Below are 22,019 nucleotides of genomic sequence, written 5' to 3' on the forward strand. Positions count from 1 at the left end.
ATTGCGAAGCAATTTTGCACTGAAACGACGAAGCAATCCAGACTATCACTTCGAAAACAGACTGGATTGCTTCGCTTCGCTCGCAATGACGGTGTGGTGACTTTCAAAGACAGGACAACGCCCTGATGTCCGTGACTACCCTCTCCTCCCCCGCACTGGCGCAGCGGCAGCCGAACTGGGTCGTGCGGCTGTTCGATTACAAGCCGTTTCTGATCGCGATGTGCCTTGCACCGGCGCTCGGGCTGCTCGCGGTGTTTCTGACCTATCCGCTCGGCCTTGGCATCTGGCTCGCCTTCACCGACACCACGATCGGACGGCGCGGCATCTTCGTCGGTCTGGAGAACTTCCAGTACCTGCTGACCGATCCCCTGTGGTGGAACGCGGTGTTCTACAGCGTGTTCTACACGGCGGTCGCGACCTTCGGGAAGTTCGCGCTCGGCTTCTGGCTCGCACTGCTGCTCAACAATCATTTTCCGTTCAAGAGCCTCTTGCGCGCCATCGTGCTCCTGCCCTGGATCGTGCCGACGGTGCTGTCGGCGCTGGCGTTCTGGTGGATCTACGATCCGCAATTCTCGATCATCTCCTATCTGCTGGTCGACGTGTTGCACTGGCGATCGAGCAATATCGACTTCCTCGGCTCGCCCTGGCCGGCGCGGTTCTCGCTGATCGCCGCCAACATCTGGCGCGGCATTCCCTTCGTCGCGATTTCGCTGCTGGCGGGCCTGCAGACCATCTCGCCCTCGTTGTACGAAGCCGCGATGCTGGATGGCGCCAGCGCCTGGCAGCGCTTCCGCTACATCACCTTCCCGATGATGATGCCGATCCTCGCCATCGTCATGACCTTCTCGATCATCTTCACATTCACCGACTTCCAGCTGGTCTATGCCATCACCCGCGGCGGGCCCGTCAACTCGACCCATCTGCTCGCGACGCTGGCGTTCCAGCGCGGCATCGCCGGCGGCGAGCTCGGCGAAGGCGCCGCGATCGCGGTATCGATGATCCCGTTCCTGGTGTTCGCGACAGTGTTCTCCTATTTCGGCCTGGCGCGCCGCAAATGGCAGCAGGGAGAGAGCAATGACTGACACCGTCGCGCAAGGCTCTGCCGTCGCCAAGGCCGCTCCCGACACCATGGCCTGGGATTCCGGGCTGCGGCGGCTGATGATGATCTACCTGCCGCTCGGCTGCTTCGTGCTGATCCTGCTGTTTCCGTTCTACTGGATGGCAATCACCTCGTTCAAGCCGAACGCGGAGCTGCTCAACTACAAGGACCATAATCCGTTCTGGATCTCCTCGCCGACGCTGGCGCACATCAAGCATCTGCTGTTCGACACCTCCTATCCGCGCTGGCTGAAGACGACGATGCTGGTCGCGATCGGCTCGACCACGCTGTCGCTGCTCGCGAGCACGCTGGCGGCCTATGCCATCGAGCGGCTGCGCTTCCGCGGCAGTCCTTATGTAGGCCTCGGCATCTACCTTGCTTACCTCGTGCCGCCGTCGATCCTGTTCATTCCGCTTGCCACCGTCGTGGTGCAGTTCGGCCTGTTCGACTCGCCGCTTGCCCTGATCCTGGTCTATCCGACCTTCCTGGTGCCGTTCTGCACCTGGCTCCTGATCGGCTATTTCAAGTCGATCCCCTACGAGCTCGAGGAATGCGCGCTGGTCGACGGCGCGACGCGGCTGCAGATCCTGCGCCGGATCACGCTGCCGCTTGCGGTGCCCGGCCTGATCTCGGCCGGCATCTTCTCCTTCACGCTGTCCTGGAACGAGTTCATCTACGCGCTCGCCTTCATCCAGAGCGGCGCCAACAAGACCGTGCCGGTCGCGATCCTGACCGAGCTCGTCACCGGCGACGTCTACCAATGGGGTGCGCTGATGGCGGGCTCGCTGCTCGGCTCGCTGCCGGTCGCGATCTTCTACTCGCTGTTCGTGGATTATTACGTGTCGTCGTTGACCGGCGCGGTCAAGGAGTAGCAGCGTCCGCGCGACCACGGCTTATCGTGCTATCGTGGTAGATCGCTTGCCTTCTTTGGTGCTACCACCCGTCCCTGCGGCCGGTTCGATCGTTGGCGCCGCCAATAAGCATCGAGGAAAGCGAGCATTGCATGGGATCGCCAGAACTCCCTTCGTTGTCCCGACGGGGCTTTTGTCTGTGCTGCGTCGGCGGCGCCTTTGCCGCGACAACGGGTTGGCTCACGCCGCGACAGGCCTTCGCAGAGGCGCGCGGCCTCGTCAGCCTGATCAAGGACAGCGCGGCAACGTCCCCGATCACGACCTACAAGCTGCGCAACAATATTAGCGTGCTGGAAGGATCCGGCGGCAACATCGCCGTCCTCACGGGACCTGACGGCAAGCTTCTGGTCGACGCCGGCATCGGCGTCTCGCGCCCTCAGCTCACCAAGGCGCTGGCCGAGCTCGGCAAGGAGCCGATCGCGCACCTCATCAATACGCACTGGCACTTCGACCATGCCGACGGCAATGAATGGCTGCAGGCGGCCGGCGCCAAGATCATTGCGCACGAAAATACCCGCAAGCACCTCTCCGTCGTTCAGCGGGTCGAGGACTGGGACTATAATTTCCTCGCCCTGCCCGCCAGCGCCGTCCCGGCCCAGGTGTTCGCCAAGGAGCATGATCTCAAGGTCAACGGCGCATCGATTGCGATGAGGTACTACGGGCCGGCACATACCGACGGCGACATTTCGGTGATGTTTACCGAGGCCAACGTCCTTCATGTCGGCGACACCTACTGGAACGGCATCTATCCGTTCATCGACTATTCGACCGGCGGCAGCATCAACGGCATGATCGCGGCGTCGGATGCCAATCTGGCGGCGGCCAACAACGACACCATCATCATTCCCGGTCACGGCAAGCCCGTCAGCAACAAGGCGGAGCTGCAGGCATTCCGCGACATGCTGGTCGCGATCAGGGACAATGTCGGCAATCTCAAGAAGCAGGGAAAGTCGCGCGACGAGATTGTTGCTGCCAAGCCCACGGCCGCATTCGATGCGAAATTTGGGCAGTTCCTCGTCGATCCCGGCTACTTCACCAGGCTGGTCTATGAGGGCGTGTGATGCCGGCTGCAGCGCTTGCGATGCGCTGCGACTGACCCGCGCGGTAAGGGAGTAACCGGGCCCTGCGGCCATTCGCCCGGTTTCACAAAACTGCAACACGCAATCCGCATAAGGCGTCGTCCGCTTAACAGGAGACGCACATGCGCGCGACTTTTCTCTCTACCGTCGCAACGATCATTCTCACAGGGAGCACCGCGCTCGCGCAGAGCGAGGGCGAATTCCCGGCCAAGCTCGCCGGCCACGTGGTGATGCCGGCCGCCACCTTCATCGACGCGCCGGCCGACGCGCCCGCCGATCTCAAGACCTCCGGCAAGTACACCACCGGCAAGCGCGTTGACGCGCTCGGCACCGTGATGGGCAAGTCCTATGAGCGTCCGACCGGCGTCTCGCTGCCGTTCAAGGGCCAGCCGCTGCAGGGCCATTCCGGCATCAAGCACATGGCCGACGGCAGCTACTGGGTGATCACCGACAACGGCATGGGCGCGCGCGCCAACTCGCCGGACTCGATGCTGTACCTGAACCGCTACAAGATGGATTGGGCCAGCGGCAAGATCGAGCGCCAGGAGACGGTCTTCCTGCACGATCCCGACAAGAAGGTCCCCTTCCGCATCGTGCACGAGGACACCCAGAAGCGCTACCTGACCGGCTCCGACTTCGACACCGAAGGTTTCCAGATCATCGGCGACGTCTTCTGGATCGGCGACGAGTTCGGCCCCTACATCCTGAAGGCCGACAAATCAGGCAAGATCCTCGGCGTGTTCGAGACGGTTGCCGACGGCAAGCCGGTGCGCTCGCCCGACAATTGGGCGGTGGCAACGCCGGGCGCGCCGGGCCAGACCTACACTCGGGCGCGCCGGGCCAGACCTACACCAACGTCAATCTGCGCCGCTCCAAGGGCTATGAGGGCTTTGCCGCCTCGAAGGACGGCAAGTTCCTCTACGGCCTGCTCGAGGGACCGCTGTGGGATGCCGAGAAGAAGGACTGGGAGAAGGTCGACGGCAAGGAAGCCTCCCGCATCCTCGAGTTCGACGTCGCCGCCGAAAAATTCACCGGCCGCTATTGGCAGTATGTGTTCGAGCAGAACGGCAACGCCATCGGCGATTTCAACATGATCGACCCGACGGACGGCCTGATCATCGAGCGCGACAACGGCGAAGGCACCGCCGACAAGGCCTGCCCGCAAGGCCAGCGCGGCGAGAACTGCTTCCCTGACATCGCCAAGTTCAAGCGCGTCTACAAGATCGAGCTCTCGGACGCCAATGTCGGCAAGCCCGTGCGCAAGATCGGCTATATCGACCTCTTGAAGATCCAGGACCCCGACAAGAAGGCGCGCAAGCCGCTCAACGACGGCGTCTACACCTTCCCGTTCTTCACCATCGAGAACGTCGATCGCGTCGACGACACCCACATCATCGTCGGCAACGACAACAATTTGCCGTTCTCCTCCAGCCGCGATCCCAACAAGGCCGACGACGACGAGTTCATGCTGCTCGAAGTCGCGGATTTCCTAAAGGCGAAGTAAGGCGAGGCGCTCTCTCCGCTCCCTCTCCCCGTTCTTACGGGGAGAGGGTTGGAACCGACAGCGGCGCCTCACCGTCCGTCATTGCGAGCGCAGCGAAGCAATCCAGACTGTCTCTGCGGAAAGATTCTGGATTGCTTCGCTGCGCTCGCAATGACGAGGATAGAATTCCATTCCCGTACTCTCGATGAGTTTGCTGAGACAGCCCCCACCCCACCCTCTCCCCGTAAGAACGGGGAGATGGAGTGAGACAGCGCCGTCACCTCACCGTAAATTCCACCGGGATCGAAAAGCTCATCGCGCCGTTCTTGATCTCCTCGGGGATCGGCGGAAACGGCGAGGCCTGGCGGACCATCGACATCGCCTGGGCATCGAACGCGGCAACGCCGGACGAGCCGCCGAGACGGCTCGATGTCACCTGCCCGCTGCGGCCGACGGTGAAGCTGAGCCTTGAGACGCCGCGCTGGCCGTTGCCGCCGGACGGGTAGGAGTGGAAGCGCATCAGATGCGCGCGGACGCGTTGATTGTAGGACGCGATGGCTGAAGCGACTGCGCCGGCGCTCATGGCCGATGCCATCGGCGCCGCGCGCTCGGCGCGCGGCGGGGCGCTGGTGCGCGGCGCAGGCGTTGCGTCCGACGGTTTCTTCGCCTCGCGGCGGACCACCTTGGGCTTCTCGGGCGCTGGCTTTTCGACCGGCACGATCTTCGCCGGCTCGGGCCTCGCCGGTGTCGGCTCGAGCTTCTGCTCCGGCGGCGCCACCACATCCGGCTTTTCCTGCGGCGGTGTCGGCGCAAGCATCTCCTCGACGACCTGCTGCTGCACCGGCTCCGGCGGCGAGACGTCGGCTTCCTGCATCAGCGGCCCCGGCGCGACGTTGTCCAGCGTCGGCTGCGGCGCCGAAGTGACCGGCGACATGTCGATCATGATCGCCGGCAGGCTGACGCCCTGCTCCGGCGGCGACCTGATCCAGTTTATCGCGAGCAACGCGGCGGCGACATGCAACGCAACGATCACCGCCGCCGAGACGCCCCACCGCGCGGTTTCGCGCTCATGAAGCGGCTCGTGCAGGGCGAACGCGTTGGCCGTCATCAGCTGCGTCCGTCGAGGCCGACGAGGGCGACCTTGAGATAGCCGGCATTGCGCAACGTGTTCATCACCTCCATCAGGTCGCCGTAGCTCACGGCCCTGTCGGCGCGCAGATAAATGCGCTCGTCCTTGCGGCCCTTGGTGGCGGCATCGAGTCCCGCGGCGAGACCATCGCGCGCCATGGTGTCCTCGCCGACGGCGACGGTCAAATCCGGCTTCACCGTCACGAAGGTCGGCTTGTCCGGCCGCGGCTGCGGCTCGGCGGCCGTCGCCGGCAGCTCGACGCCGATGTCGACGGTGGCGAGCGGGGCGGCCACCATGAAGATGATCAAGAGCACCAGCATCACGTCGATGAACGGCGTGACGTTGATCTCATGGGTGACGTCGAGATCGCCGGGGTCGCCGCGCCTCCGCGGTGATCCGGTGCGTGCGCCGAGTTTCGCAGCCATGGCCTACTCCGCCGCCCGTGCCAAACGGAAGTCCCTGTGATCGCGCTGGCGGCTGACCAGCAACATCAGCTGCGCCGAGGCGTCCCCAAGCAACGCGCGGTAATTGGCGATGCCGCGGACCAGGTGATTGTAGATCACGACTGCCGGGATCGCGGCGACGAGGCCGAGCGCGGTGGCGAGCAGCGCCTCCGCGATGCCCGGCGCGACGATCGCAAGGCTGGTGGTGTGGCTCTCGGAAATGCCGATGAAGGAATTCATGATGCCCCAGACCGTGCCGAACAGGCCGACGAACGGCGCGGTGGCGCCGATGGTCGCGAGCACGCCGGTGCCGCGCGCGATCTGCCTGGACATCGCCGCCTCGACCCGCTCCAGCCGCAGCGCGACGCGCTCCTGAAGGCCGTCATCGAGCACGCCGCCGGAGAGCTCCGCCTCTTTGGCGCAGGACTGGATGAGCTGGGCGACCGCGTCATGCGCATCGCCGGCCTTCTCTGCCGCTTCCGCCAGCCTGATATTGCCTTCGAGCGCGCGCGTGCGCCGCAGCGCCAGCGCGCCCTTGCGGCGCAGCTCGACGCTCTTGGCGAGCCACACCGTCCACGTCACCAGCGAGGCGATGCCGAGCCCGACCATCACCGCCTTCACGACAATATCGGCACCGAGGAACATGCCCCACGGCGACAAATTGCGCGGCAGCAGCGCCTCGTCGATCGCGAAGGCCGGCGCCGGCGCAAGCGTCAGCGCGATTGTCACGATCATGTGCCGAAGCCTGAAAATGCCCTGCATCCTGATCTCCCGTCGATAGAAAGTGGCTACGCGGCGATGCGGTCCGCAAGCTGCCGGAAGCGCGCCAGCTGATCGCTGCGCAGCGCCCGGGTCTCGTCGCGGCCGACGAACACCTTGAACATGATGCCGCCGTCGGCATTGACGAAGGCAATGAAGGCGGACGTCTTGCCCATGAAGGGACGCTCTACGAATACAACGGCCGCGCAACGCTCGTGGCGGAGATGGCCGTGCAGTCCCTTCGGCTGCATCAGGTTGAAATAGCCGCGGCCGATCTCGCCCGCGGGAATGCTGCCCGTGAACTCGAAGATCGCATCATCCGTGTGGACGATCAGCGTGACCTCGCCCCATTGTGCGATATCTTGCATCGCGGCGCCGAAATGCTCGCCGCCGCCGATGCGCACCATGGACGGCGGCAACGCCTCGATCACGGCGCACGGGGTGACCTTGCGCTCGCGCGCGACGTCCTCGATCACCGCGCCGGGATTGTCGGCCATATACGCCTTGAGCTCGGCGAGATCGGTACTCAGCATGTCCGGCTCCTCTCCCGCACTATCTAAGCGGCCGCGGCCTTGCGCTCGCTCTGAATCACTTCAAAGCCTTCGAACTTGGGGTGACCAAGATAGAGGCTCTCGCCGGTCCTGTTGTCGGCGCGCGCATGGGCGCGGCGGAATTCCTCCGAGCGCGTCCAGGCCTCGAAGGCTGCCTTGTCGACCCAGGTGGTGTGCGACGAATACAGCGTGTGGTCCTCGGCTTCCGGGCCCCTCAACAGATGAAATTCGACGAAGCCCGGCATGTTGCCGAGATAGGATTCGCGGGTAGCCCAGACGGTCTCGAACGCGGTCTCCGCGCCCTTCTTCACCTGAAACCGGTTCATGGCGATGAACATAAAAGTCTCTCCTTCTTCTCAAGACGAAAGTGCGCCGAAGCCGCGCTGGAGCATCAGCGCGGCCCGGTGGAAGTTTGTGGTGTTGCGGCGCCCCAGGGCTTACGCACCTCCGAAGTGGATCCTCAGGCCGGCCTTGTAGACCCTGCCCGGACCCGGACTCGTCCACAGCACGTCGTTCTGCGTGGTGCCGTCGGTCGAGCTGCCGGGAATGGCATAAGGCCGGTAGTACTGGTTCAGCAGATTGTCGATCGAGGCCGAGAACACGATGTCCTTGGTCGCGGCGTAGGTCATGTAGAGGTTGATCAGGTCGTATCCGGTCGAAGGCACATAGCCGGCGGGGATGTCGTTGTTCGGGCCGTAGGACGCCCACTGCGCCGACAGGACCAGGCTGCGATCGAGCAGGCGGACACCGCCTGTGGTCACGACCTTGGTCGGGGTGATGGTCGCGAGCCCGATATTGGTCTGGACGTTCTTGCCCTTGATGTAGTGGCCGGCGAGGCCGACGAACCAGTCGCCGGCATCGTACATCGTCTCGGCCTCAAAGCCCTCGATGCGGGCCTGCGCGATGTTCTGGTATTGGTAGAACTGGCTGAACGAGCCAAACCCGGTCGGGACCGGCGTCGAGGCGACGAGGTCGATGTAGTCGCTGACGTCGTTACGGAACAGATTGATCTTGCCGCGGAAGGAGTCGGAGGCGGTGAAGATGTTGTCGTATTTCAGGTTGATGCCGATTTCCTTGTTCTTGCCGACCTCGGGGCGAAGATTCGGGTTGGGCAGGAAGCAGAACAGACCGGTCGTGCCGTTCGGACAGACGAAGAAGGCCGGTCCGCCGCCGGTCGCATGCGCGCCGGAGATCACGGTTTCGGTGATCGAGGGCGCGCGATAGCCTTCGGCATAGCTGACATAGGGCTGGAAGCCCGCGACCGGCGTGACGCCGAGCGTGATCTTCGGCGAGAAGCGGTCGCCACCGGTATTCGTCGTGCCCGACTGCAGATTATAGCGGTCGTAACGGATCGCACTGATGGCTTCGAACCATGTGTCGTAATTCTGCTTGAGCTGCAGGAAGCCGCCCGACACGGTGCGGATGCCGCTCGGCGTCGTGATGTTGGAGTTGCCGCGGCTGTCGGTCGTGATCACGTCGTCCTGGAACGCATCGACCCCGTAGGTCACGGCATTGCGCCAGTCACCGACATTGAAGCGTGTGGTGTTGTTGGCGTCGAAGCCGACGGTGTTGAGCGTGTAGCCGCGCTTGTCGCCGACGCAGCCCGAGATGTTGTTGCCGAAATTGCCGGCGCCGCAATAGGCCGCGCCTGAGGTCGAATAGTGATAGGTCTTGGTCTGGTCCTGGTCGGTGCGGTTGCCGTAGACCGATACGTGCGTGTCGAACAGATTGTCGCTCGGCAACGAATAGTTCCAGGTCAATGTGCCGGTGTAGTTCTTGACGTCGGAAGCATAGACCGACGATCCCTGATAGAGCGCGCGCTGCGCCGCGGTCGCCACCGGGCCGGTGTTGAACTGGCCGATATTGTATTGATAGTCCTGGAAGGTGGCGCCGAACTTGACCTCGTGACCGAGCGCAGGGCGCACCGTGAGCTTCAGCAACCCGGCTTCGACCTGGTTGCCGGTGTTGCCGATCTCGGTGCCGTTGCCGTCCTTGTAATTGCCCTGCGTGCGGTAGACCGCGCCGCCGAAGATGTCGACGTCGGGCGTGGCGCGCACGCCGCCAAACACCGAGCCGAGGCCGCGCGCATTGTTGGTGCCGTAGGATCCGGAGAGATCGACGCCCCAGCGCTCGCCGGGACGCAACACGTCGTTGATGTCCTTGGTGCGGAAGGAGACCAGGCCGCCGATCGCGCCCGAGCCGTAGATGTTGGCGGTGGGTCCGCGCACGACGTCGACGCCGCCGATCAATTCAGGATCGAGGAAGAACGAGCCGTTGGCGTTGTGGCCGGTACGTTGGAAGTTCTGCCGCGCGCCGTCGACGACGACAGCAACGCGGCCGAAATCCTGCAAGCCGCGGATGTTGATGACGGTCGCGGGATCGTCGCCGCGCTCCTGGAACGACACGCCGGGCACCGCATAGAAGATGTTCGACAGCCGGTTCGGCTGCAGCCCCTGGATTTGGTCGAGCGAGATCGAGCTGACCGGCGCGAGCGCGTCGATCGCGCGCTCCTTGGTCTTCGTTGCGGCGACAGTAATGGTATCAAGCACCTGAACCGGCGCCGTGCCGCCGGCCTGCGCGCGGGCATTCATGACATCAGCCGTTGCCTGCTGCGCAACTTGCGGGTTGGCCGGCTTGCGCCTGGCCTGCTTCGGCCGTTCCGACGACGCACTTTCGACCTGCGGCGGAGCGGTCTGCGCGAGACCACTCTCCGTCACCACTGCCGTCATTGAAACCACCGACGCACCCAAAATCAGGGCGCGCGAATACCTAGCTCCGTCAGCCATATCAGCCCCAGCCTGCACTTCACTTCAGTTTTTGGAGTCGTTTGGCTGGCGTGCGTTCGCAAGGCGAACGACTGGCTGGCTGATTTTCTCGAGTCGCGGACCTGCTGTCCGCTGTCACAATTGGTTACGTGGCAACACTCAGGCGGTCAATGACGTCAGGTTGCAGTTTATATCGATTGTAAATTGCGGCCGTTGGAATGCGCTTCGCGCCGCTTATACAAACAGGCAGCACTCAAGCATTCGAAAGCGCATCACACGACCATGTCGGCAGCGTCCGGAGACAATAGCGGCGATGCGGCAGGGCCGACACAAAGCCCTTCTGCAACAACGAGAACCTTGACCATGCGAGGAAGCCGGATCGACAGCCGCGAGCTGTTTGCGGCGGAGCGCGAGATCATCATCACGCATGGCGAGGACAGCTATCGCCTTCGTCTGACCTCGCAAAACAAGCTGATCCTGACGAAGTAGATCGCAATGGCATTTTGTCGCACCCTCGCAAACCTCCTGCTGTCAGGCACGATCGCGCTCGGCTCCTCGGCGCACGCCGCCGGCATCACCGTGCATGATGCGCGCAATCGCGATGTCACCGTTGCCGACTTCGCGCGCACCGTCTCGATCGGCGGCGCCATTACCGAGATCCTCTATGCGCTCGGGCTCGAGAGCCGGCTGGTCGGCGTCGACACCACGAGCCTCTATCCGGCGGCAGCGCTGCACGACAAACCCAATGTCGGCTACATGCGCCAGATCTCGGCCGAGGGCGTGCTCGGCCTCAACCCGACGCTGATCCTGGCGATCCAGGGCTCGGGCCCGCGCGAGACCATGGACATCCTGGAGACCGCGAAGGTGCCGCTGGTGCTGGTGCCCGAGACCTTCTCCGAAGACGGTTTGCTCGCAAAGATCAGGCTGGTCGGCCACGCCATGGGCGTCGATGCGCGCGCCGAATGCCTGAGCGCCGCGGTCGGCGCCGATCTCGCCCAACTCCGCGCGCTGCGCGCCAAGGTGACCAAGCCGGTGCGCGTGATGTTCGTGATGTCGCTCCAGAACGGGCGGGCGATGGTCGCCGGCCGCAAGACCGCGGCCGACGAGATCATCCAGCTCGCCGGCGCTGCCAATGCCGTCGACGATTACGACGGTTACAAGATCATCGGCGACGAGGCGATCGTGGCAGCCAAGCCCGATGTTGTCCTCTCGATCGAGCGCGGCAAGGATTCGCTGCAGGCCGACGCGGTCTATGCCCATCCCGGCTTCGCGCTGACGTCGGTCGCCGCCAACAAGAGTTTTGTCACGATGGACGGGCTCTATCTGCTCGGCTTCGGGCCGCGTACGGCGGCGGCGGCGCGTGATCTCTCCGTAAAGCTCTATCCGGCATTGGCCGAGGGCGGCACGTTCACATCGACCCTGTCGTCGGCGAATTGCCGGCAATGAGCGTGGCGGTCGGCACCGAGGGACGGAGCCCACGACGCGCCGGTGCAGGCCGTCGGTTCACATCGGTCGCGATTCCCCTCCTTCTCGCCGTGCTGGTCGTCACCGCCATCGTTGCGCTGACGGTCGGTGCGGCTGGCATTCCTCTCACTCGTCTGTCTGCGGCGCTCGGTTTTTCCGGCAGCACACCCGCCGATGCCATGACGGCGCGCGACCAGCTCGTACTGTGGTCGATCCGCATTCCCCGGATCGCGGCCACCGCGATGGTCGGCGGCCTGCTCGCCGCAGCCGGCGCGATCATGCAGGGCCTGTTCCGCAATCCGCTGGCCGATCCCGCGCTGGTCGGCGTCTCCAGCGGCGGCGCACTGGCGGCTGCAAGCGCGATCGTCTTCACGGATTCGCGCTTCGGCGAGACGCTGCGCTTTTTCCAGACCGAGCTGTTGCCGCTCGCGGCCTTCGCGGGATCGCTGGCCACCACCGCGATCCTCTACGGCATCTCCAGCCGCGCGGGACGGACTTCGATTGCGATCTTCCTGCTCGCCGGCGTCGCCATCACCGCCATCACCAATGCCGGCATCGGGCTCTTGGTGTTCATCGCCGACGATCGCCAGCTTCGCGACATCACGTTCTGGATGCTGGGCTCGATGAGCGGCGCGACCTGGACCAAGGCCGCCGTGCTCGCGCCGGTCCTCGTCATTGCGCTTGCCGCCTGCGCGTTCATCGCGCGCGGTCTCGACCTGCTGGTGCTCGGCGAAGCCGACGCGTTTCACGGCGGCGTCGATGTCGAGCGCCTGAAGCGAATCTCGATTGTCATGGTCTCCGCCATGACCGGTGTCGCGGTGTCGATCAGCGGCGTGATCGGCTTCGTCGGCATCGTGGTGCCGCATCTCTTGCGCCTCGTCATCGGGCCGGCGCATCGGCTGCTGCTGCCGGCATCAGTCCTGCTCGGTGCGATCCTCATGGTCGGCGCCGACACGCTGGCGCGCACCATCGTGGCGCCGGCGGAGATGCCGATTGGCATCCTGACCGCGGCGGTCGGCGCGCCCGTCTTCCTCGGCATCCTGCTGCGGCAGCGCGGGCTCGCCTCGCTATGAGCGCCGTGATCGAGGCGCGGGGCTTAAGCAAGCGCGCCGATCGCGCGACGCTGCTCGACGGCGTCGGCCTGACGGTCGCGGCCGGCGAGATGGTCGCGATCATCGGCCCGAATGGCGCCGGCAAGTCGACACTGCTGCGGCTGCTGTCCGGCGATCTGCGCCCGAGCGCGGGCGAGGTGCGGTTGAAGCAGCGCGACATCGGCAGCTATACGCCGCGCGAGCTTGCGGAGCGCCGCGCAATGCTGTCCCAGCACATCAACGTCACCTTCCCCTTCACGGTCGAGGAGATCGTGCTGATGGGCGCGGGCGAACGCAGCGCGCGCGATGCCGGCGCGCTCGTCGACGCCGCGCTGGACGAGGTTGGCCTCTCGCATTTCCGCGACCGGCAATTGCCGACGCTATCAGGCGGCGAGCAGCAGCGTGCCCATTTTGCCCGCGTGCTGGTGCAGCTCGCCTGCGGCGAGGCCGAGCACGGACCGGGCTTGCTGCTGCTGGACGAGCCGACCTCGAGCCTCGACCTGCGTCACCAGATCGACCTCGTCGAAGCGGCGCGCCGCCGCGCTGGCACCGGCACCGCCGTGATCGCCATCCTGCACGACCTCAACCTCGCGATCCGCTTTGCGAATCGGCTCATCGTGCTGAACGGCGGCCGGCTTGCCGCCGACGGCCCGCGCGTAGACATCGTCACGCGCGAGATCATCCGCGACATCTTCGAGATCGACGCCGTCGTGCACAGGGACGACGACGGTGTGCCGTATGTGCTGCCACAATCGATGCGGGCGGCGGTGCAAGCTGAACTGCCACCGCGGTGAAGCTGCGCTCCCTCCCCCGCTTGCGGGGGAGGGTTGGGGAGAGGGTGTCTCCGCAACGGGACAATCTCCTAGAGGACAGAGCCCTCACCCGCAAGCGGGAGAGGGAGCGCGGCTAGCATCCTAGCCCGCCGGCGCGATCACCATGCCCTTGTCCTTCGGCCAGCGGACGCGCCAGGCGAAGTTGATGTCCTTGACTTCGCCGGGCTTGGCGTCGAACGACCATTCCAGCACGCCGCGCTTGTCGCGGATGTTGCTTGCTGTCGGCGGCGTGGTCGCGGGCAGCATCTCGACGACGATGTCCTCGTTCTCGCTGACCGGCAGCTGATCCTCGATCGCCACGCGAATCGGGAAGTCGTGGCCGTTGCGGATCGTCGTCTTGAACGAACGCTCGTCGGTCTTCGACGTCGTCACGAGCAGGCCGGCCGAGCCTTCGTTGCGCTTGAGCACGGCGCGCTCGATTCTAACCTTGTCGTCGGCACCGAAGCCGAGCCGCACGATGTCGTCCTTGGCCGACGCCGAGAGCTTGCCGCGGCCGACGAAGACGCCATCGCGATAGATCGCGACCTTGCCCGGCAAAAGCGCCGTGTCGTCGGTCTGCTTGAAGCTGGCTTCGAGGAATGCGGTCGGGTCGATCACCGGCGCCGCGCGGACGGCAAGATCGGCCGGCACGTTCATGGAGGCGATGCGCAGGCTCTTGGCGCCTTCGGCGGCGCCAAGGCTGACGCGGCCGGGAATTTTGAACGTGGCCTGGAAGTCGCCGATCTCCGCGACGGCCTGCTGTTCGTCGGCCCGCTCACGCGGCTCGGGCGACTCCGCGACCTTGGCTGCGAAGGATGGGCTCTGCATCTGTCGCGCTACTGGGGCGGGCCGCGCCAGGTCTGACGCCGCGCCGAGTGCCATCGGCTTGGGAATTTGCGGATATTGCGCCACCAGCGAACCCAGCTCCGGTGCACTGCCGCCGCGGCTGATGCGGACCGTGGAGACGCCGAGCGTCACGTTGAACCAGTCCTCGCCGGTCGATTGCGTGACCTCGGCGCGGCGGACCAGCTCCAGCTGCGGCTTCCGATCCTTGGCGCCGGTGTCGAGCCGGGCGTCGTAGAGCGGCAGCCAGCGCGCATTGCGCACATTGTAAGTGACCCGCAACGTCGCCTTGGTGGCGGCGGGCGAAGCAATGTCCATGCGGACTTCGAGCTTGCTCGGCGGCTTGGCCTTGCGTTCGACTTCGAGCTGGGCGATCTGCCGATCGATCTCGCGCAGCTTGCGCGTGGCGTCGCGGACGGCGGTATCGGCGCTCGCGATTTCCTCGCCGACCGCGGCAAAGGCCGCGCGCCATTCGGCGATCGGCCGCGCCTCGCCCTTCTCGCCGATGCCGACGGGGGACGCTTCCGCAAAGTGCTCCGCGAACTTGCGTCGCGCATTCGCCGCGTCGATCGCGCCTTGCAGGTCGGTCCGCTGGTCGTTCAGGGCCTCGATGCGCTTGTCCAGCTCGGGCAGGTTGACCGGTGCCGCGCGCGGCGGCCGCGCATCGATCGTGCCGATGGTGAGTTTTGACCCGCCCTCACCCTCGACGCGGATGGAGGAGCTATCGAGACCAAGCGGAAAGTCCTTGGCGACCAGGGTCGTGTCGCCGGACGGCAGGTCGACCGAGATGATCCGAGTGACCGTGGCGCCATCGGGATAGACGGTGACGGCGTCGATGGCCGATGTGGCGTCCACATCGGCGGCCCATGAATGCGACGCGAACACCGTGGTCACCAGAACCAGGCTCGTCGTTGCCAAACATCTTGCGGTGATGCGCATGAATTCCTCTCTACCGGTATCGCCGCGCCGCCAGCCGGACGCGCACGATCAAATGCCTCGCCAACATGGTTGGACGCGGCAGGGAAGGAACCGGTTCGATTGAGGTTTCCATGGGGCGCCGCTACGGCGGCACCATGGCCGCGGAACGGGTCGTCCCGCGGCGGAAGGCCGTCAGCCCTGATTGGGCGAGCCCTGGCCGAAGATGCGGCGGAGCAGATCGGTTACGTTCTTGGCTCCGGCCTTCTTCAAGATGCTGGCGCGGTAGCCCTCGATCGTCCGCGCGCTCAGATGCATGCGCCGGGCGATCTCCTTGTTGGTGAGGCCGGCGGCGAGATGCTCGAGCACCTCGCCTTCACGCCCGGTCAGGGGCTCGCAGCCCGGCAGCCAGCCCTGGCGGTTCGAGGCAGGCTGGCCGAACTCGTCGATGGCGGCATCGATCCGGCCGACGATGTCGTGGGTGCGGAACGGCTTCTCGATGAAGTCGGCCGCGCCGCTCTTGATGGCGTCGACCGCCATGGAAATGCTGCCGTTGGCCGAGGTCACCAGCACCGGCGCCATGCAGTTCTCCTCGCGCAGGCGCTTGAGCACGTCGAGGGCGGAGCGATCGGGCGGCATCTCCAGCAGCACGCAGGCCGGCATCCGCGCCTTGGCTTCCGACAGCAGCGATGCGCCATCGGCGAAGCAGATCACGTCATACGCGCTCTGCTGGAGCGCGTTGGCAAGTTGTTCGCGGGAGGCGGCGTCGGTGTCGATGACGAATACCTCACCCTTGGAAAGCATGTTCCCAGGCATAATCCCGATCCAGCAATGTCTTGGTCAAATGGGTCCGAGACGGAGGCGGGCCCCATCGCCCTGCCACGCCGTCGTGAGCACGGCATTCACGCCGGTGCTTCGGTTTCCCTTATGTATGTTCCGTCGTGTTCCCGGATTTGACGGATCGGGACAGAAACTTTACATTTCGGGACATCTGCGGGAATGGCAGGCAGGAACGGTTCACATGACCGACCTCATTCGCAGCGCAGGCTTGAGCTACTACGCGGAGGTCGCCCGATCAGTCGGGCTCGACCCTAAACAGATGATGCGCAAGGTCAGGCTGCCGCTGGCCGTGCTGGACAAGCCCGATACGCCCATTGCCGTGACGAGCCTGCGCCGGCTGCTCGAATTGTCGGCAGAGGCGTCGGGTGCCGAAGATTTCGGCTTGCGGCTCGCCGAGCGCGGCGGCCTCACCAATTTCGGCGCCGTCGGCCTGATCGTGCGCGAGCAGGCGACCGTCGGCGAGGCCATCGCGGCATTCTCGCGCTTCATCCATGTTCATCACGACGGCATGAAGCTCGACGTCATCAAGGACAAGCAGACGGTGACCCTCACGCTGCATCTGCGCGGCAGGCGGCCGACTGCGCCGCGGCAGTCGATCGACATGGCGCTCGGCAGCGTCCATCGCATCATCCAGTCGCTGTTCGGCAGCGACTGGCGGCCGCAGGAGGTGCATCTGCACTATCCGCCGCCGCATGACCGCAAGCGCTACCGCGATTTCTTCGGCTGCCGCGTGGTCTTCAATGCCGATGAGGATGCGATCCTGCTGTCCGCGCACGACATGGAGCGGCGGATCCCGAGCGCGCATCCGCTGATCGCGAGCTATTTGCGCAAGCGCATCGAGGCGATCGAGACCCGGCCGGCGAGCTGGGAAGGCAAGGTCGACGAGGTCGTGCGCAGCCTGCTCGCCAGCGGTGACTGCACGGTCGAGCGGGTGGCCGAGCACCTCGCCTGCACCCGCCGCACCATCCATCGGCATCTCGCCGAAGCCGGCACCAGCTTCTCGGCGATCCTCGACGCGCAGCGCGCCGATCTCGTGATCCAGCTGATCGACGATCCCGACCGACCGCTGGCCGACATCGCCACCCAGCTCGGCTTCTCCGCACAGAGCGCGATGGCGCGCTGGTTTCGCGGTCGTTTCGGCTGCAGCATCACCGAATGGCGGCGCGGCGTGCGGCCGCTGGGCAAGCCGGCCGGCGTGCCATCGGCCAGCGCGGCCTAGACCTCAGCGGGCGGGCGCCGGCACGCCCATGATGGCGAGTGCGCGCCGCGGGCTGCCGGCGAGCAACGGCCCGAACGCGACCGCAAAACCGAGGAAGGCGACGATCCAGCCGCAGGCGGCGATGTGCAGGAGCACATCGCCATGCGCCGGCAGCACCACGGCGGCGACCCGCGCCAGCGCTGCAATGATGATCGCGACATAGATTCCTTGCGTCGCGGGCGAGGCCGTCAGCGCCTGCCCGGTATGGCCGAGACTTGCGCGCGTCATTACCGCGAGCGTCATGGTGCCGGCCGCACCGGCCATCCAGGCATGAATGCCCGCGCTCGGCGGCAGTTTGCCGAAGGCGGCCAGCGCATTCAGGATGAAGCCTGATGGCACGAAGACATAGCCGACATGCAGGATCAGCAGCAGCCGCTCGCGCGTGGTGCGATCGCCGGCCCAGCGTGCGAGGCGCACGAGGTGCAGCACGCCGATGAGCGCCATCAGCGCGCCGGTGATCATGTTCAACGGCGTCACGATCCACGCGACGAGCGCGAGCGCGCTCAATCCGATCACCGCGCCGTCGAAGCGGCCGAACGGCACCGGCAGGCGGCCGGGATTGAACTTGACCAGCCAGTTGCGGGTGAAGCTCGGGATGATGCGGCCGCCGATCAGCGCGATCAGCAGCATCACCACGCTGATGCCGACGCGGATGCTGACATCGGCGGCGCCCTCATAATGCGCTTCGAGATGAAAGCCGACATTGCCCGCGAGCAGCACGAGCACCAGAACCACCACCGGCAGATTGCGCCAATTGCCGCCCGCGATGATCTCGCGCGTTGCGGCGGCGACGACCAGCGCCAGGAAGGCGGCATCGACGACAAGGGCAAACGCCCATCCGATCTCGGCGGACAGTGTCACCGCGACACGTCCGGCAAGCCACACCACCAGCAGCGCGCCCAGCGACGTGCCCTGGATCGGCAGCCGCCCGGTCCAGTTCGGGATCGCCGTGAACAGGAAGCCCGTGATCACCGCCGGCAGGAAGCCGTAGAGCATTTCGTGGACGTGCCAGTCGCGCGGTGCGAAAGCTGATGTCACCGATAGCTCGCCATAGAACATCGGCAGCCAGGCCAGGATCGACAGTGCGGCCTGGATCGCAGCGAGCAGGAAAAAGGGCCGAAAACTGTTCGCAAACAGCGGCCAGCCCTCAAAATTACGGGATCGGGCGCCAGCCATGGGGCAACTCCTGTGAATTCGGACCTTTGTCTGGAAAAATACTGCCGTCCGGCCGGCCCGTTTTGCGCTATCGCAAACTGCCTGACGATTGCAGGTGCCATCACACTCCCTGATGCCAAGGAGGCAGAATGGCCAAGGTCGACACATCGCTGGTTGCGCATTTGCCGCTGTTCGCCGGCGTCAGGCCGGAGGACTTCGAGGAGATCCTGCGCGAGGCCCGCTCGGCGCGCTATCCCAAGAACACCGCCATCTTCGAGCAGGGCGCGGACGCGCAATCGTTCTTCCTGCTGCTGCACGGCCATGTCCGCGCCGCCAAGACCACGCCGACCGGCGAGCAGATCGTGGTGCGCTATGTCGCGCCCGGCGAGACTTTTGGGCTCGCGATGGCGATCGGCACCGCGCATTATCCCGCGACCGCGATGGCGGTCGATGACAGCGTGGTCCTGATCTGGCCGAATTCAGCCTGGCCGCGGCTGGTCGAGCGATTTCCCTCGCTCGCCGCCAACACGCTACAGACCGTCGGCGCGCGGCTCCAGGAGAGCCACACCCGCATCCTGGAAATGTCGACCCAGCAGGTCGAGCAGCGCGTCGCGCATGCGCTGCTGCGGCTCGCCAAGCAATCCGGCAAGAAGCTCGACCACGGCATCGAGATCGACTTCCCGATCAGCCGCCAGGACATCGCGCAGATGACCGGCACCACGCTGCATACCGTGAGCCGCATCCTGAGCGGCTGGGAGAGTCAGGGCCTCGTCGAGAGCGGCCGCCAGCGCATCATCCTGCGCGATCCGCACCGGATCGTGGTGCTGGCGGAACGGACGGCGGACAGCGGGCCCTCATGAAAATTGGGGTGAGGGCGCTTCCGCTTACGGCGAAAGACCGCCCTCACCCGGGGAATTCGCGTGACACGCGCGAACTCCAACCCACCTCACGCCGGCACGCATTCGCACAGCGCGGCGAGGAATTTGTCCTGGTCGATACCATGCTCGCGGCAGGCGTCCTCCACGGTATGGAAGGTTGCGATCGGACAGCCGACACAGGCCATCCTGAAAGCGAGGAACACGCGGATCGAGTGCGGCGCCGTACGCATGATGTCGTCGACCAGATCGTCAGATCGGAAGGGCATGGACAACTCCGTTCCGAAGTGACGATAGCGGAGCTGACCTGAGTTTCTTTGTTGGAGCGCAAGCTGGTGATTGCTTCTCCCTCTCCCCGTTCTTACGGGGCCGCGACGAGCTACGCTCGCGCTGGGAGGGTTGGGGTGAGGGACCTCTCTCCGCAGATGAGATCGTCGAAAGACCTGTACCCCCTCACCCGGAATTTGCTTACGCAAATTCCGACCTCTCCCCGCAGGCGGGGAGAGGTGAAACTACACTGCCCGGCTGTGCAGCTGCTTTCCCGGATCCAGATGCGCGTCGAACGCGGCGGCGACGCTGCGCACCAGGAAGCGCGAGTCGTTTGCGACCGCGAGGCGGTCACCGTCGAGCTTGACCACGCCGTCCGAGATCAGCGGCTTCAGGCGCGAGGCCGATTGCAGCATCGCCTTGGGCTCGGCGCCATGGCGCGCGCAGATGTCGCCGAGATCGGCACTGAATTCGCACATGATGCGCTCGATGATGTCGGCACGCAGCCGGTCGTCGTCGGTGAGCCCGTAGCCTTTGGCCGTGGCAAGACGGCCCGATGTGATGCTCTGCGCATAGGCGCCGATCTGCACTTCATTCTGGACGTAGCCTTGCGGCAGATGTCCGATCGCGCTGGCGCCGAAGCCCATCAGGACCTCGCCGCGGTCGGTGGTGTAGCCCTGGAAATTGCGGCGTAGTGTCCGCTCTTCGAAGGCGACGGCCATGGCGTCGTCGGGGCGCGCGAAATGGTCGAGGCCGATCTGGACATAGCCGGCCTCTTTCAAGGCATTGGCGATCGCGCAGGCCTGATCGTGACGCGCAAGGCCGTCCGGCAAGGCCGCCTCGTTGATCATCCGCTGATGCTTCTTGAAAGCGGGCACATGCGCATAGCCGAACACCGAGAAGCGGTCGGGCCCGAGCTCGAGCGCGCGCCGCACGGTGTCGAGGCAGGAGGCCACGGTCTGATGCGGCAGCCCGTAGATCAGATCGAAATTGATTCCCGCGATACCGGCCTGCCGGAGCATGTCGACCACGGACGCCGTCTGCTCATAACTCTGCACCCGGTTGATCGCGCGCTGCACGACCGGATCAAAACTCTGCACGCCGAGGCTGGCGCGGTTGACGCCGGACAGCCGCATGGCCTCCACCATCTCCGTGGTCAGCGTGCGCGGATCGATCTCGACCGCGATCTCGGCCGAAGGCAGCACGAAGAACGAATGGCGCATCGCCGCCATCAACTCCGCAAAGGCCTCCGGCGCCATGATCGTGGGCGTACCGCCGCCGAAATGGATGTGCTCGACCTTGATGCGGCGGCCGATGGTCTTCGCGACCTCCGCGATCTCGCTGCGCAGCGTCCGCTGATAGGCGGCGATCAAGCCGTCGCGGCGGACGATCTGGGTATGGCAGCCGCAATACCAGCACATCTCGCGGCAGAACGGCACGTGCAGATAAAGCGACGCGCTGGCGCCCGCGGGCAGCTCGGACAGCCATCTGGCGTAGGTGTCCGCGCCGATCGCCGACGAGAAGTGCGGCGCGGTCGGATAGCTGGTGTAGCGCGGCAGGCGTTCTTCGCCATAACTCGCTGCGAGATCGGTCCTCATGTCGTACCCATGCGTAGATCGATGCCGCACGATGGGGCGGCAAAACCCGAATGGCACTGGATTACCCGTTTCCGGAGGCGCCACCTTGCGCTTCCTCAAAGTCCGAGCGCCTGATCGGGTCCATGGTGACGTTTGATCGTTACCCTCTGGAGATAGGCCATGGCGTCGTTCGCGCTCGATCTCGTTCTCTGGCTGACCGGCATTCGCGGCCATATCCCCCGCTTCGACGATTTTCGTCCCGTGCCGGCCGCGCCCGCTGCCGGCGCAAATCATCTCGTGCGCGTGCTGGCCGTCATGGCGGCGGTCTTCGCCGCGCTCTCCGTCGCGGTCTGGGGCACGGTCTGGATTGCGATCCATCTGCTCTAAAGCGCGATGAGATCAGGATGAATCGTCATCGCGCTTTAGCTTGTTGTTTGCGCATGATCTTTTCGGAAAGCCGCTGCGCACTTTGCGCTAACGCGGCCCTTCGGATCCGGATCATGCTTTAGCCGGCGCATCCAAACATTCGCGATCAGACGCGACTGAACATGCGAACGACTTGCCGCTGGCGCGGCTGATGTCGCGCCCGTGCGCCGTCGTGCTCTTCGCATCGCCGACATCGCTTCGGCGGACCGCTTAAGCAATTCACCGGAGCCGAATCCGGCAAAAGCTTGTCGCAGCGCAAACACTCTTGCCATAACAG

Annotated in this window: 21 protein-coding genes and 1 pseudogene; 11 read left to right on the plus strand and 11 right to left on the minus strand. The window is 65.2% G+C overall.

Features of this window, described 5'->3' with window-relative positions:
- Positions 1-125 precede the first annotated feature (125 nt).
- The 4 genes and pseudogenes from AAFG16_RS42095 to AAFG16_RS42110 all read left to right on the plus strand — a co-directional run bounded on the left by AAFG16_RS42095 (position 126) and on the right by AAFG16_RS42110 (position 4,593).
- The gene (locus AAFG16_RS42095) at positions 126-1,082 is read left to right on the plus strand and encodes a sugar ABC transporter permease (protein ID WP_283082072.1); all 957 of its coding nucleotides are present in this window, start codon (positions 126-128) and stop codon (positions 1,080-1,082) included.
- A complete protein-coding gene (locus tag AAFG16_RS42100; protein WP_283082073.1) occupies positions 1,075-1,971 on the plus strand; it encodes a carbohydrate ABC transporter permease in 897 nt (298 codons plus the stop codon). The genes AAFG16_RS42095 and AAFG16_RS42100 overlap by 8 nt, the downstream gene beginning before the upstream one ends.
- A 131-nt stretch (positions 1,972-2,102) precedes the next feature.
- On the plus strand, positions 2,103-3,071 hold the full coding sequence (locus AAFG16_RS42105) for an MBL fold metallo-hydrolase (RefSeq protein ID WP_342734789.1): 969 nt from the start codon (positions 2,103-2,105) through the stop codon (positions 3,069-3,071).
- Positions 3,072-3,211: 140 nt separating this feature from the next.
- Positions 3,212-4,593: pseudogene (locus tag AAFG16_RS42110) on the plus strand (esterase-like activity of phytase family protein).
- A 256-nt stretch (positions 4,594-4,849) separates the two neighbouring features.
- Here the strand turns inward: AAFG16_RS42110 and AAFG16_RS42115 are convergent.
- The 6 genes from AAFG16_RS42115 to AAFG16_RS42140 form a co-directional block, all read right to left on the minus strand.
- Positions 4,850-5,680 carry an energy transducer TonB gene (locus tag AAFG16_RS42115; protein ID WP_342734791.1) on the minus strand — a complete coding sequence of 277 codons (831 nt, stop codon included), beginning with the start codon at positions 5,678-5,680 and terminating at the stop codon, positions 4,850-4,852.
- A complete protein-coding gene (exbD, locus tag AAFG16_RS42120) occupies positions 5,680-6,126 on the minus strand; it encodes a TonB system transport protein ExbD (RefSeq protein WP_342734793.1) in 447 nt (148 codons plus the stop codon). The genes AAFG16_RS42115 and exbD overlap by 1 nt, the downstream gene beginning before the upstream one ends.
- A 3-nt stretch (positions 6,127-6,129) precedes the next feature.
- Complete coding sequence (exbB, locus tag AAFG16_RS42125; RefSeq protein ID WP_342734795.1) at positions 6,130-6,906, minus strand: tonB-system energizer ExbB; 777 nt, start codon at positions 6,904-6,906, stop codon at positions 6,130-6,132.
- A gap of 26 nt (positions 6,907-6,932) precedes the next feature.
- On the minus strand, positions 6,933-7,436 hold the full coding sequence (hutX, locus tag AAFG16_RS42130) for a heme utilization cystosolic carrier protein HutX (protein WP_342734797.1): 504 nt from the start codon (positions 7,434-7,436) through the stop codon (positions 6,933-6,935).
- 23 nt (positions 7,437-7,459) lie between these two features.
- Complete coding sequence (locus AAFG16_RS42135) at positions 7,460-7,792, minus strand: antibiotic biosynthesis monooxygenase (RefSeq protein ID WP_283082080.1); 333 nt, start codon at positions 7,790-7,792, stop codon at positions 7,460-7,462.
- 99 nt (positions 7,793-7,891) lie between these two features.
- Positions 7,892-10,240, minus strand: a complete 2,349-nt coding sequence (locus AAFG16_RS42140; RefSeq protein ID WP_342734799.1) for a TonB-dependent hemoglobin/transferrin/lactoferrin family receptor — start codon at positions 10,238-10,240, stop codon at positions 7,892-7,894.
- A gap of 261 nt (positions 10,241-10,501) precedes the next feature.
- Between AAFG16_RS42140 and AAFG16_RS42145 the strand changes: the two genes are divergently transcribed.
- Genes AAFG16_RS42145 through AAFG16_RS42160 form a run of 4 tightly spaced genes read left to right on the plus strand, consistent with a single transcriptional unit; the run spans position 10,502 to position 13,568 of the window.
- On the plus strand, positions 10,502-10,708 hold the full coding sequence (locus AAFG16_RS42145; RefSeq protein WP_027560996.1) for a hemin uptake protein HemP: 207 nt from the start codon (positions 10,502-10,504) through the stop codon (positions 10,706-10,708).
- Between the two features lie 6 nt (positions 10,709-10,714).
- Positions 10,715-11,665 carry a hemin ABC transporter substrate-binding protein gene (locus AAFG16_RS42150; protein WP_283082082.1) on the plus strand — a complete coding sequence of 317 codons (951 nt, stop codon included), beginning with the start codon at positions 10,715-10,717 and terminating at the stop codon, positions 11,663-11,665.
- Positions 11,662-12,756 (plus strand): iron ABC transporter permease, encoded by a 1,095-nt coding sequence (locus AAFG16_RS42155; RefSeq protein WP_342734801.1) that lies wholly within the window; start codon positions 11,662-11,664, stop codon positions 12,754-12,756. Before AAFG16_RS42150 ends, AAFG16_RS42155 begins: the two co-directional genes overlap by 4 nt.
- Positions 12,753-13,568, plus strand: a complete 816-nt coding sequence (locus AAFG16_RS42160) for a heme ABC transporter ATP-binding protein (protein ID WP_342734803.1) — start codon at positions 12,753-12,755, stop codon at positions 13,566-13,568. The genes AAFG16_RS42155 and AAFG16_RS42160 overlap by 4 nt, the downstream gene beginning before the upstream one ends.
- Positions 13,569-13,688: 120 nt before the next feature.
- Here AAFG16_RS42160 and AAFG16_RS42165 read toward each other — a convergent pair whose 3' ends face one another.
- Both AAFG16_RS42165 and AAFG16_RS42170 read right to left on the minus strand, forming a co-directional pair.
- Positions 13,689-15,368: a mucoidy inhibitor MuiA family protein gene (locus tag AAFG16_RS42165; protein WP_342734805.1), complete on the minus strand. Its 1,680-nt coding sequence runs from the start codon at positions 15,366-15,368 to the stop codon at positions 13,689-13,691.
- Positions 15,369-15,539: 171 nt separating this feature from the next.
- Positions 15,540-16,160: a response regulator gene (locus AAFG16_RS42170; RefSeq protein ID WP_342734807.1), complete on the minus strand. Its 621-nt coding sequence runs from the start codon at positions 16,158-16,160 to the stop codon at positions 15,540-15,542.
- 205 nt (positions 16,161-16,365) lie between these two features.
- On the opposite strand from AAFG16_RS42170, the gene AAFG16_RS42175 reads away from it, so the two are divergent.
- The gene (locus AAFG16_RS42175) at positions 16,366-17,403 is read left to right on the plus strand and encodes an AraC family transcriptional regulator (protein ID WP_342734809.1); all 1,038 of its coding nucleotides are present in this window, start codon (positions 16,366-16,368) and stop codon (positions 17,401-17,403) included.
- A 3-nt stretch (positions 17,404-17,406) separates the two neighbouring features.
- Here the strand turns inward: AAFG16_RS42175 and AAFG16_RS42180 are convergent, their stop codons facing one another.
- Positions 17,407-18,618 (minus strand): NnrS family protein, encoded by a 1,212-nt coding sequence (locus AAFG16_RS42180; RefSeq protein WP_342734811.1) that lies wholly within the window; start codon positions 18,616-18,618, stop codon positions 17,407-17,409.
- A 128-nt stretch (positions 18,619-18,746) separates the two neighbouring features.
- Between AAFG16_RS42180 and AAFG16_RS42185 the strand changes: the two genes are divergently transcribed.
- Positions 18,747-19,457 carry a Crp/Fnr family transcriptional regulator gene (locus AAFG16_RS42185; RefSeq protein WP_342734813.1) on the plus strand — a complete coding sequence of 237 codons (711 nt, stop codon included), beginning with the start codon at positions 18,747-18,749 and terminating at the stop codon, positions 19,455-19,457.
- Positions 19,458-19,543: 86 nt separating this feature from the next.
- On the opposite strand, the gene AAFG16_RS42190 is transcribed toward AAFG16_RS42185, so the two are convergent.
- Together AAFG16_RS42190 and hemN are read right to left on the minus strand one after the other, a co-directional pair.
- Positions 19,544-19,741 carry a DUF1858 domain-containing protein gene (locus tag AAFG16_RS42190; protein ID WP_283082090.1) on the minus strand — a complete coding sequence of 66 codons (198 nt, stop codon included), beginning with the start codon at positions 19,739-19,741 and terminating at the stop codon, positions 19,544-19,546.
- Between the two features lie 243 nt (positions 19,742-19,984).
- Complete coding sequence (gene hemN / locus AAFG16_RS42195) at positions 19,985-21,337, minus strand: oxygen-independent coproporphyrinogen III oxidase (RefSeq protein ID WP_342734815.1); 1,353 nt, start codon at positions 21,335-21,337, stop codon at positions 19,985-19,987.
- A 159-nt stretch (positions 21,338-21,496) separates the two neighbouring features.
- On the opposite strand from hemN, the gene AAFG16_RS42200 reads away from it, so the two are divergent.
- Positions 21,497-21,703, plus strand: coding sequence for a hypothetical protein (locus AAFG16_RS42200; protein ID WP_283082092.1), 207 nt, complete (start codon positions 21,497-21,499; stop codon positions 21,701-21,703).
- Positions 21,704-22,019: the final 316 nt, after the last annotated feature.

The organism is Bradyrhizobium sp. B117 (assembly GCF_038969555.1).
Classification (GTDB): Bacteria; Pseudomonadota; Alphaproteobacteria; order Rhizobiales; family Xanthobacteraceae; genus Bradyrhizobium.

Bases quoted from the DNA above. Each gene is read 5' to 3' on its own strand.
- AAFG16_RS42175 (WP_342734809.1), top strand. From the start codon at position 16,366: ATGACCGACCTCATTCGCAGCGCAGGCTTGAGCTACTACGCGGAGGTC.
- AAFG16_RS42105 (WP_342734789.1), top strand. From the start codon at position 2,103: ATGGGATCGCCAGAACTCCCTTCGTTGTCCCGACGGGGCTTTTGTCTG.
- hemN (WP_342734815.1), bottom strand. From the start codon at position 21,337: ATGAGGACCGATCTCGCAGCGAGTTATGGCGAAGAACGCCTGCCGCGC.
- AAFG16_RS42170 (WP_342734807.1), bottom strand. From the start codon at position 16,160: ATGCCTGGGAACATGCTTTCCAAGGGTGAGGTATTCGTCATCGACACC.
- hutX (WP_342734797.1), bottom strand. From the start codon at position 7,436: ATGCTGAGTACCGATCTCGCCGAGCTCAAGGCGTATATGGCCGACAAT.
- AAFG16_RS42160 (WP_342734803.1), top strand. From the start codon at position 12,753: ATGAGCGCCGTGATCGAGGCGCGGGGCTTAAGCAAGCGCGCCGATCGC.
- AAFG16_RS42115 (WP_342734791.1), bottom strand. From the start codon at position 5,680: ATGACGGCCAACGCGTTCGCCCTGCACGAGCCGCTTCATGAGCGCGAA.
- AAFG16_RS42180 (WP_342734811.1), bottom strand. From the start codon at position 18,618: ATGGCTGGCGCCCGATCCCGTAATTTTGAGGGCTGGCCGCTGTTTGCG.
- AAFG16_RS42100 (WP_283082073.1), top strand. From the start codon at position 1,075: ATGACTGACACCGTCGCGCAAGGCTCTGCCGTCGCCAAGGCCGCTCCC.
- exbB (WP_342734795.1), bottom strand. From the start codon at position 6,906: ATGCAGGGCATTTTCAGGCTTCGGCACATGATCGTGACAATCGCGCTG.
- AAFG16_RS42140 (WP_342734799.1), bottom strand. From the start codon at position 10,240: ATGGCTGACGGAGCTAGGTATTCGCGCGCCCTGATTTTGGGTGCGTCG.
- AAFG16_RS42200 (WP_283082092.1), top strand. From the start codon at position 21,497: ATGGCGTCGTTCGCGCTCGATCTCGTTCTCTGGCTGACCGGCATTCGC.
- AAFG16_RS42185 (WP_342734813.1), top strand. From the start codon at position 18,747: ATGGCCAAGGTCGACACATCGCTGGTTGCGCATTTGCCGCTGTTCGCC.
- AAFG16_RS42155 (WP_342734801.1), top strand. From the start codon at position 11,662: ATGAGCGTGGCGGTCGGCACCGAGGGACGGAGCCCACGACGCGCCGGT.
- AAFG16_RS42095 (WP_283082072.1), top strand. From the start codon at position 126: ATGTCCGTGACTACCCTCTCCTCCCCCGCACTGGCGCAGCGGCAGCCG.
- exbD (WP_342734793.1), bottom strand. From the start codon at position 6,126: ATGGCTGCGAAACTCGGCGCACGCACCGGATCACCGCGGAGGCGCGGC.
- AAFG16_RS42190 (WP_283082090.1), bottom strand. From the start codon at position 19,741: ATGCCCTTCCGATCTGACGATCTGGTCGACGACATCATGCGTACGGCG.
- AAFG16_RS42165 (WP_342734805.1), bottom strand. From the start codon at position 15,368: ATGCGCATCACCGCAAGATGTTTGGCAACGACGAGCCTGGTTCTGGTG.
- AAFG16_RS42150 (WP_283082082.1), top strand. From the start codon at position 10,715: ATGGCATTTTGTCGCACCCTCGCAAACCTCCTGCTGTCAGGCACGATC.
- AAFG16_RS42145 (WP_027560996.1), top strand. From the start codon at position 10,502: ATGTCGGCAGCGTCCGGAGACAATAGCGGCGATGCGGCAGGGCCGACA.
- AAFG16_RS42135 (WP_283082080.1), bottom strand. From the start codon at position 7,792: ATGTTCATCGCCATGAACCGGTTTCAGGTGAAGAAGGGCGCGGAGACC.